The sequence below is a fragment of the Acidiplasma aeolicum genome, assembly GCF_001402945.1.
Classification (GTDB): domain Archaea; phylum Thermoplasmatota; class Thermoplasmata; order Thermoplasmatales; family Thermoplasmataceae; genus Acidiplasma; species Acidiplasma aeolicum.
In genome coordinates, this window is record NZ_LKBG01000260.1 from 1 (window position 1) to 8,751 (window position 8,751).

10 protein-coding genes are annotated in these 8,751 nt (G+C 32.8%); 4 read left to right on the plus strand and 6 right to left on the minus strand.

From position 1 onward, the window contains the following. The first annotated feature begins 78 nt into the window (after positions 1–78). From AOG54_RS07750 to AOG54_RS07760, 3 genes are read left to right on the plus strand one after another with little or no spacing between them, the layout of a single operon-like run. Positions 79–702 (plus strand): superoxide dismutase, encoded by a 624-nt coding sequence (locus tag AOG54_RS07750; protein ID WP_048102040.1) that lies wholly within the window; start codon positions 79–81, stop codon positions 700–702. 17 nt (positions 703–719) lie between these two features. Continuing rightward, positions 720–1,346 carry an N-glycosylase/DNA lyase gene (locus tag AOG54_RS07755; RefSeq protein WP_054963957.1) on the plus strand — a complete coding sequence of 209 codons (627 nt, stop codon included), beginning with the start codon at positions 720–722 and terminating at the stop codon, positions 1,344–1,346. A 13-nt stretch (positions 1,347–1,359) separates the two neighbouring features. Continuing rightward, positions 1,360–2,034 carry a hypothetical protein gene (locus tag AOG54_RS07760; protein ID WP_048102042.1) on the plus strand — a complete coding sequence of 225 codons (675 nt, stop codon included), beginning with the start codon at positions 1,360–1,362 and terminating at the stop codon, positions 2,032–2,034. Here the strand turns inward: AOG54_RS07760 and AOG54_RS07765 are convergent. Beyond that, a complete protein-coding gene (locus AOG54_RS07765; protein WP_052656819.1) occupies positions 2,031–3,449 on the minus strand; it encodes a tRNA sulfurtransferase in 1,419 nt (472 codons plus the stop codon). The two genes, AOG54_RS07760 and AOG54_RS07765, sit on opposite strands and share 4 nt — an antisense overlap. Before the next feature lie 247 nt (positions 3,450–3,696). Between AOG54_RS07765 and AOG54_RS07770 the strand changes: the two genes are divergently transcribed. Next, positions 3,697–4,251 carry an NADPH-dependent FMN reductase gene (locus AOG54_RS07770; RefSeq protein ID WP_054964380.1) on the plus strand — a complete coding sequence of 185 codons (555 nt, stop codon included), beginning with the start codon at positions 3,697–3,699 and terminating at the stop codon, positions 4,249–4,251. A 60-nt stretch (positions 4,252–4,311) separates the two neighbouring features. Here AOG54_RS07770 and AOG54_RS07775 read toward each other — a convergent pair whose 3' ends face one another. The 5 genes from AOG54_RS07775 to AOG54_RS09965 all read right to left on the minus strand — a co-directional run. Continuing rightward, positions 4,312–5,490 (minus strand): mandelate racemase/muconate lactonizing enzyme family protein, encoded by a 1,179-nt coding sequence (locus AOG54_RS07775; protein WP_048102043.1) that lies wholly within the window; start codon positions 5,488–5,490, stop codon positions 4,312–4,314. A 36-nt stretch (positions 5,491–5,526) separates the two neighbouring features. Next, positions 5,527–7,452 (minus strand): V-type ATP synthase subunit I, encoded by a 1,926-nt coding sequence (locus AOG54_RS07780; RefSeq protein WP_055032585.1) that lies wholly within the window; start codon positions 7,450–7,452, stop codon positions 5,527–5,529. A gap of 5 nt (positions 7,453–7,457) precedes the next feature. After that, positions 7,458–7,778, minus strand: a complete 321-nt coding sequence (locus AOG54_RS07785) for a hypothetical protein (RefSeq protein ID WP_048102045.1) — start codon at positions 7,776–7,778, stop codon at positions 7,458–7,460. A gap of 96 nt (positions 7,779–7,874) precedes the next feature. Next, a complete protein-coding gene (locus AOG54_RS07790) occupies positions 7,875–8,504 on the minus strand; it encodes a V-type ATP synthase subunit D (RefSeq protein WP_082180468.1) in 630 nt (209 codons plus the stop codon). Continuing rightward, positions 8,494–8,751: ATP synthase beta subunit C-terminal domain-containing protein (locus tag AOG54_RS09965; protein WP_449222430.1), on the minus strand; the 258-nt coding region annotated here is incomplete at its 5' end. The genes AOG54_RS09965 and AOG54_RS07790, both read right to left, overlap by 11 nt.

Here is an 8,751-nt window from a genome sequence, read left to right on the forward strand (position 1 = left end):
AAATTGTATATATTATATTTTAAGCTGTAATTTTATCAATAAATTTTTAAATGATAAAATAATACTAAAAGGATAATTATGGCAACAGAAACATGGGAAGTTAAGGAAAAATTAAGACCAAGAGGATTGGACGGCATTTCAGACACACAGATAGACTACCATTTTGACGCCCATTATAAAGGATATGTTGCAAAGTTGAATGAAATATGGTCAAAATTACCTTCTGTGGACCTTTCAAAGGCAAACCAGAACTACAGTGACCTTAGGGAGATGAAGCTTGAGGAAACCTTTAACTATGATGGTTCAATGCTACACGAATATTACTTTGAATCACTAACAAAGGATCATGTTGAGATGCCAGCTTCTGTAAAAGAACAGATAGAGAAGGATTTTGGTAGCTATGAGAACTTTGTTGCACTTTTCAAGGCCACAGGAACAGCTTTTAGGGGCTGGGCACATTTAATATTTGATTTAAACTACGGCAAATTAAGGGTTGTTGGTGCAGATATACACAGCGCTGCAGCAATATGGAACGCACTTATGATACTTCCACTGGATGTTTATGAGCATGCATATTACGTGGATTACGGCGCAAAGAGGGCCCCATATCTTGATGCCTTCATGAAGAACGTAAACTGGAAGGTTGTTGAAAAAAGACTTGAAAGGGCAAAAAGAGTTTACGAAGCTTTTAAGAAAGAATAAAAATTTTAATTTTTTTTATGTATAGCAATTTATTTGTCGATAAGGTAAATGAAATAAGGAATAATTATTTTAACAGTATTGAGGAACGTGTTGCAGATTTTAAAAATATGGGAAAATCCAGAAACAGATCGCTTTTTATTGAATTAAGCTTCTGCATACTGACTGCAAATACATCAGCCGAGATGGGCATAAGAACACAGAGGTATATAAATGAGGGGTTTATAGACTATGATTTGGAGACTTTAAGATCAGAACTCAGGAAGATAAAATATAGATTTTACAATAAAAGATCAGAGTATATAGTAAACGCCAGATTCATTATACCGGATTTAAAAAAATTATTAAGGAACAGGGACAGATATTACGTGCGGGAATATCTTGTTGAAAATATCAAGGGTGTTGGATATAAGGAGGCTTCACATTTTCTGAGAAATGTTGGTATTTTTGATTTTGCAATACTTGACAAGCACATAATGAAATTACTGCATAATTTCGGATTTTTCAATGATATAAAGATAAAATCAGGAAAGGATTACAAAAAATATGAGGAAATTTTTAATTCCATTGCATATGATTTTGGAATGGAACCGGGAATTTTTGATCTGTATTTATGGAAGATGGCTACAGGTAAAATTCTTAAATAGGCAGTGATAAAAATTGAGGGTTATAGCAACACACGAATATGTTAAAAATTTTATAAAGCATACAGGGGATAAATTACCCATGGTTATTGGCAAATGCCTTGATGATACCGTTTCAAAGATGGTGTATTTCAAAAACAGGCATATAATAAACAGGGATATAACAATAAAGGCCCTGAGAAGTTATACTGCACTTTTAAAGGATGAACTGCATAAAAACTGCATATCTCTGGAAAATTCTGATTTAAGGTATTATTATGCCATGGGATGGAAATTTATAAACGCATTTAAAAAAAGCGTAATATATGAAAATTCACTGTTAAGGGATAGAACTAGAATAATTATAATAAATGATGAGGCCGGAATATATGCACAGCCAGATTTTGTGGATTACGAAAATAAAACCATATATGAAATGAAAAGCTTTTCACTAAAACCCTTACCTGAATATGTCAGGCTGCAGGCAAGAGTCTTCCAGCTTGCATATCCAGATTTCAAAACTGTGCTTATTGCCTTTCCACGGGATCAGGATTACATAAAGGTGCAGAACATTAAATTAAGGGAGTATAAGGATGTTACAAAAAACAGGCTTTTAAGGGAAATATATAATTTTACAATGCAAAATGGGAGGGATATGGATATGTTCACTGCCATTGGAAACAAGAAATATATTAAATATAAACTTGATTAATTTTTTTGCATGGATTTCAAATCCCTTTCTGAGACATAGTATGCATTAAAACCATGTTTTGACATAATGGAAGCAGCATATGCACTGTTCAGTCCCTTCTTACAGTAAAATACATAATTTTTAAACCTGTCTGCATGTTCAATAAAATTTCTAAGCTCACCGAGGTTTAAATTTATGGCTCCGGGTTCATGCCAGTTTTCATAATCAGATCCTGATCTAAGATCAATGAATTCAACATTATCAAGTTCGCCCCTGAATCTTTTATTTTTTATTGATTTTATATAATCATCTATTGTATTTTTATCAATTTCAACAAGCTCCTGCATATAATCTTTGACATTGAATTTTTTAATTTCATTGTAAAAATCCTTATGGTTAACTATTATTCCCGGATTTTTTGAAAAAAGAGAACAGAATTCTGCTGATGATTGATTCATAAATAAGGATTTTGATTTTGAATAATTAATGGTTTCCTCCTTATCAAAACCTATTAAAGGCCTGTAAACTGGATATTTTATCCCCTCGGATATAAGCATAAGATTCTGTGGGGTTTGAGATGAAACCTGCCCTATTGATTCCCCAGTAACCATACCATTATATCCATATTTCTCGCATAAATATTCAGCGTATTCATACAATAGTTTTTTAAAAATTATATTTGTATACATTTGATCTGGATGCTCGGATATGGCAGTAACCAGTTTTGACCCATCAATTATGAATATTTTTGCATTATAACCTATTGAATATTTATCCAAAAGATTTTTGGCCGCCATGAGCATCTGAACGGTATCCACTGGATGCGCAAGGCTGCAAAATAATAAGTCTGTGGCAGAACCACGTTTCATAACCATATATGTAGCAACCGGTGAATCTATACCTCCAGAAAAAAGAGATAATAATTTACCCTCAGATTTTAATGGAAGACCCCCTGGACCTTCTATCTTTTCGGTAAATAAATAAAATCTATTATCCCTTATTTCTATGTATATCCTTATATCTGGATGTTCAAGATCGACACCTGCAGAGTATTTATACAGCGCATCCCCAAGAATTTTTTCTATATCCATTGATGTAAAACTGTGTGATCCACTTCTTTTAGCAGACACTGCAAATTTTTTCCCTGAAATCATGCCAGAAAATTTTGAAACTGTAATGCTTACAATTTCCTCAATGGTTCTAAATTTAAATTCCTCTGCATGTGAGAATGATTTTATTCCAAAAATTCTTGGAAGTATGTCGTATAATAATTTAGAATCAGTAAATATATATATTCTTCCGTCACTTTTTTTAAATTCTGGAAATATATTATAACGTTCCAGTTCGGATTTTATATTCTGTATTAATATATTTTCCATCTGTCTTCTGGATTTTTCACCCTTTAACCCTATTTCAGAATATCTTATAATGAACATTTGATTACACATTTTATATTTGTATTTATTAATTATGAATTTTGAACCCATAACAGGTACTGTAGCCAGAAGATATTTGAAACCACTCACAAAAGGTTCATCAAGAATTATGTTACTATAAAATTATTCCAAACAGGATATGATAGAATATTTTATTAATCATGTCAGAAGATTCAAGTTGAATAATATAAATTCACTTTACTTCTATATAGCAAATGTTTATAATTTATACTTATATCTTAACTGCATGGAAAATATACACATACTTGGATTTGGTGGTAGCCTTAGAAGGCAATCCTATAATACATATTTGTTAAAAGCTTGCACGGAGCTAATGCCAGATGGATCTGAACTTGAAATAGCAGATATATCAAATCTCCCATTCTTTAACCAGGACATGGAGAATAATTACCCTGAAAATGTTAAAAATTTTAAAAATAAAATCAAAAATGCAGATGGCATTCTAATAGTAACACCTGAATATAATTACTCTGTTCCGGGCTTTTTGAAAAATGCAATTGATCTTGCATCAAGACCATACGGTGATAATTCTTTTGATGGAAAACCTGTGGCAATAATGAGTGCCTCAATAGGTATGATAGGTGGTGCAAGAGCACAGTACCATCTAAGACAGAGCTGCGTTTTTCTTAACATGATACCGGTAAACAAACCTGAGGTTATGGTACCATTTGCACAGCAGAAATTTGATGAAAACGGAAAATTAAATGATGAAACTGCAATCAAATTTATGCGTGAACTATTGCAAAATCTTGTGGATTTAAGCAGACAGCTAAAAAAGTAATAAGGTTTTATAAAAAACGCCAGTATATAAATAATATTTATAAAATTTTTAAATAATTAATTATTGCTTAAATGTGCCTGAAACAACCCATGGTGGTTCATTAGGGTTTAGTGGTTCCATGGCTTCGGTTCTGCTCTCATTTAATATTTTTTCATTAACCTCTATTCCAAGACCTGGTTTCCCAGATAGCCTGAAAAAACCATTTTCTATGGTGTATCCCGTAAATAAGGATTTTTTCCACTCGGGCCATGATTCCTCAAAACTTTCCTGTATAAGGAAATTTGGAATTGTGTAATCAACATTAAGCGTGGCCGCTGTCTGCACAGGTCCAAAGGCATTATGAAATGCCACAGGAACGCCAAAGGCATCAGCAACAGCAGCTATTTTTTTGCCCTCAAGTATTCCCTTTGAATTTGTTATATCTGGCTGTATGATGTCCACCATGCCAGATGAAATAAATCTGGCAAAATCCTCCTTGTTTAAAAGCCTCTCACCAAGGGCCACCGGCGTGTTTACATATTTTTTAAAATCATAAAGCCCGAATTCAAGTTCCGGATGCACCGGTTCCTCAATGAAAAGTGGATTGTATGGATCCAGCGCCTCCCCTGCCATTATGGCGTATTTTGTTGAAAACCTGCCATGGCATTCTATTAATAAATCTATATCATCACCAAGTTCCTCACGCATCTTTGAAACTATGCTAACTGAATGTTTTAATCCCTCTGTGGATAGTTTATCATAATTATTTCCAAATGGATCAAATTTAAATGCTTTATATCCTTTATTTACCAGTTTTTTGGCCTTTGAGACAAAATCTTCTGGTTCCACACAGTCAGAATACCATCCGTTTGCATAGGCCTTAATTTTATCATTAAAAACGCCACCAAGCATCTTATAAACTGGTGTTCCAAGATCCTTTCCAATAAGATCCCATGAGGCTATTTCAAATGCACTTAATGCTGCTGTTTCCTCTATAGATTTGGATATATAAAAAGCATTTTTGTAATATTCCCTGTTGTTTGCCTCTATATTGTAATAATCCTTATCCTGAAAAATCCTTGAAACCTCCTTCATGCTTTCAAGCACCGGATGTGTCATTAATGTTGTTGGTGCCTCTCCATAGCCGACATTTCCGTTTGACGATGTTAGCCTTAAAATGAGTATGGTTGAGCTCCATGGGGATGATTTTTCTTCGGGAGACCCCAGCTCCAGAATATCTATATTTGTTATTTTTTCCATATTATTAAAATATTTTCATATAATATTAATATTTCTTTATTTTGTCCTGTCAAATTTTCTTAATGTATATTTTCTGTCTGTTTTAAATGGATGGAACTGTCTTCCGTTTCCGAAGTAAAACTTTGAGAAAAATTCAACGTATAAAAGCCTTGCCCCCTGTATGCCTGGTTCAAAAACAGCTATGATTAAATTGAATAACTGTCCAAATATAAGTATTATTAAACCAAGAACCACAAAGTAAATTGGCCCCGAAAGTGTTGACACAAATACAGTGTTTATGACAAGGGCCAATACAACAGATGCCAGGAGTATGCCCACAATCCTTGTATATGATAGTATATGACTTATTATGGATGGGATTTCCATGAGGCTCTGAGTCCCCTCAAAGGCAATAATCAGGACAAAGCCCACTGCAAACATTATGTAACCCAATAATGATGAGAAATTTGTAGGCGACAGTGATACCCTGTGTATTAAATTAAGACCAAGTATGGCAAGAGCCCAGGCAAGAAGTATCCAGCCAAACTTTGCAACCGATTCTTTTTTATGATTTATATAAATATTATTAATAATGCCAAGTATAAAACCAAATGTAACCAGTCCAAGACCAATATATCCTGAAATTAAAAGCAATTTTCCTATATAAATAACCGGAATCGGCCTCTGTGCCACATGAAATGGTGGGTAAATTGTGAAGCCAAAGAAGGCGTTAAAGTAAAGTCCAACCGCAATGGCTATTATAGATCCGGGAATAAGTGCCTTGGCCAGATTCATTAATGCGTTTTTACCCATTATCATAAAAACAAAATTCGTTAATTTTTTTGGTATATGGCTAACTGCCGGTGGATGGTTAAGTCTGTGAATTATAAAAAGTGAGAATAATAATATAACAAGGCCGTAACCTGCATCACCAACCATAACACCAAAGAATATTGGAAATATTATGGCAAATATCAATGTTGGGTCTATTTCATACTCCTTTGGTAATGAATAAAACCTGATGAAAAACTCAAATATTTTTAAATGCTTTGGATTTGAAAGCTGTGTTGGTGGATCCTCCTTTGTTTTTATCTTCTGTATAATTACCTGATTATCTGTATCTTTTTCTATTATATCCATGGTTTTATCAAAATCCTTCTGTGCTATCCAGCCCTCAAGTGCAAATACATTTCCTGTGGCTGCTATCTGACCTGAAATCTCTGCCTCCTTGTATTCAACCTCAAGCTGTTCCTCTATCTGGACTATTTTCTCATAATATGTATCTGAAATTTTGTTTAATTCATTGCTTATAATCTCAAGATTTTTCCTATCCTCCTCAATTTTCTTATTGCAATCATTAATTATCTTGCTTGGTGTGCCATTAAATTCGGGTATGTGTAATATTTGAGATGATAAACCCGATAATGATGGTAAAAATTTATCCTCATATTTTCTATTTATGGTAACAAGATAATAATTACCGGTTCGTATTTTATTCATGTAGTCTGCCGATAATTTTTCAATTTTATCATTTACCTCTATTAAAAAGCTTTCAACGTATGAATTATTCAATGCTGATACATCTATATTAAAATCCTTAATTATGGTAAATATTCTTATAAAATTCTCATTTTCCCTTATATCTCCAAGATATGCATCCTCTTTTGATTTTAGGTCATTTAATTCATCCTTAATGTTTATTTTTGATATTTCTGATATTAAATCATTGTATGAATTAAAATAAACCTTATTTTTAATAGGTTTTTTTGGAAGTATGGATATATATCCCCTGAATTCAGCAAGATAATCTGATATTGTTTTATAATCCTCCTCATTTACCTGCCTGTCAAATATTTTTATTACTGATGGATCAACATTTTCAATTTGCATCACGCCAAGGTCGTGAAGGTCATCTATAATAACATCCTTTTTTTCTAGTGTACCAACCACGCGGATTTTTACCATTTTTTCTGGCCTTAGCATAAAGCTCACTCTTTTATATAATCTACAAGTTTCTTAAATACATAATCCTCTATTTCTTTATTTGAGAGATCTAATTTCATTACCTCGGATTTTGCCTTAACACGATCCATTGCGTCTGCAAGTTTTTTCTTTTCTTCATCCTTTATTTCCTGCATTGCCTTATTATAATTATTGATTATTTCATTTTCCATATTCTTAGCCCTATCGTTGCATGTATTTTTGATCTCGTTTAGTTCTGCCTCCTTTTCCGATTTTAACTTCTCAATTATTTTTTTATTTTCTTCCTCCTTATCCTTAATAACCTTTAGCTGATCTATTTCTGTCATTTAAATAACACCACCGCCATTATAATTATAAATACCACTGTTGCCATTATATTAATAACGAATAAAGTCTTTTTTATGGTTCTAAATTTTTCTAAATTATTCTTCATTTTCAACCACGTGACTTTTAACAAATTTTAATGTTGAGAATGAATCTCTTTCCCTTTCATCCAGATGTTCCTTTATTATCTTTAAATTTAAGTTTAATCTGGGTATCATTATATTTTCTATGGCATTTGACCTTCTGTTGGTTTTATCTATTTCATACAATAATTTTCTCATTGAACTTTCTTTTTGTGCAATTACAAGCAATTCACTGAAAATTTTTTTAAATGTTAATATTGCATCATAAACAGACACCGGTACAGATGAAACGAGATATTCATTGCTAAGTGTATTTTTGCTTATATTTACATTTAAATCTGGTATTTTTACACCCATAATGTTTTTTGTATTTATTAACACCTCAGGATTTGATGACATGTATGATACCCTTTCAATTTCAAGGGTACCGTCTATAATCTCTGACATTTTAATTTCATTTATCCCAAGTTCAATATCATTTCTTACATTTTCCCTTAATCCCTTTATTTCACTGTTAATCTTCATAAATTCCATGACAAGTGCTGCCCTTTTCATTTTCAAAAGATCAAGTCCTCTGGATGCAACCTTGATCCTTTTTTTGGTATTCATTAATTCTATTCTTGTTAATCTAACATTATTTGCCATTACTATCCCATTTGCCATATTTTGATATATGAGCTGATTTAACCTTTTTCATTTCCTCAACAGGCAGCACTGAAAGAAGGTCCCAGCCCAGGTTTAATGTTTCCTCTATTGACCTGTTTGCATCACCCTGATTAACATATCTATTTTCGAAATCATCGCCAAATTTAAGGTATAATTTATCGGTTTCACTCAGTGCCTCCTCACCGACTATTTCACTCAGTGATCTGGCGTCCTTACCCTTGGCATA

What these genes read in the sequence shown, in the direction of transcription:
- AOG54_RS07750 (WP_048102040.1), top strand. Translation starts at nt 79, where the DNA reads ATGGCAACAGAAACATGGGAAGTTAAGGAAAAATTAAGACCAAGAGGA.
- AOG54_RS07755 (WP_054963957.1), top strand. Translation starts at nt 720, where the DNA reads ATGTATAGCAATTTATTTGTCGATAAGGTAAATGAAATAAGGAATAAT.
- AOG54_RS07765 (WP_052656819.1), bottom strand. Translation starts at nt 3,449, where the DNA reads ATGTTCATTATAAGATATTCTGAAATAGGGTTAAAGGGTGAAAAATCC.
- AOG54_RS07770 (WP_054964380.1), top strand. Translation starts at nt 3,697, where the DNA reads ATGGAAAATATACACATACTTGGATTTGGTGGTAGCCTTAGAAGGCAA.
- AOG54_RS07775 (WP_048102043.1), bottom strand. Translation starts at nt 5,490, where the DNA reads ATGGAAAAAATAACAAATATAGATATTCTGGAGCTGGGGTCTCCCGAA.
- AOG54_RS07780 (WP_055032585.1), bottom strand. Translation starts at nt 7,452, where the DNA reads ATGCTAAGGCCAGAAAAAATGGTAAAAATCCGCGTGGTTGGTACACTA.
- AOG54_RS07785 (WP_048102045.1), bottom strand. Translation starts at nt 7,778, where the DNA reads ATGACAGAAATAGATCAGCTAAAGGTTATTAAGGATAAGGAGGAAGAA.
- AOG54_RS07790 (WP_082180468.1), bottom strand. Translation starts at nt 8,504, where the DNA reads ATGGCAAATAATGTTAGATTAACAAGAATAGAATTAATGAATACCAAA.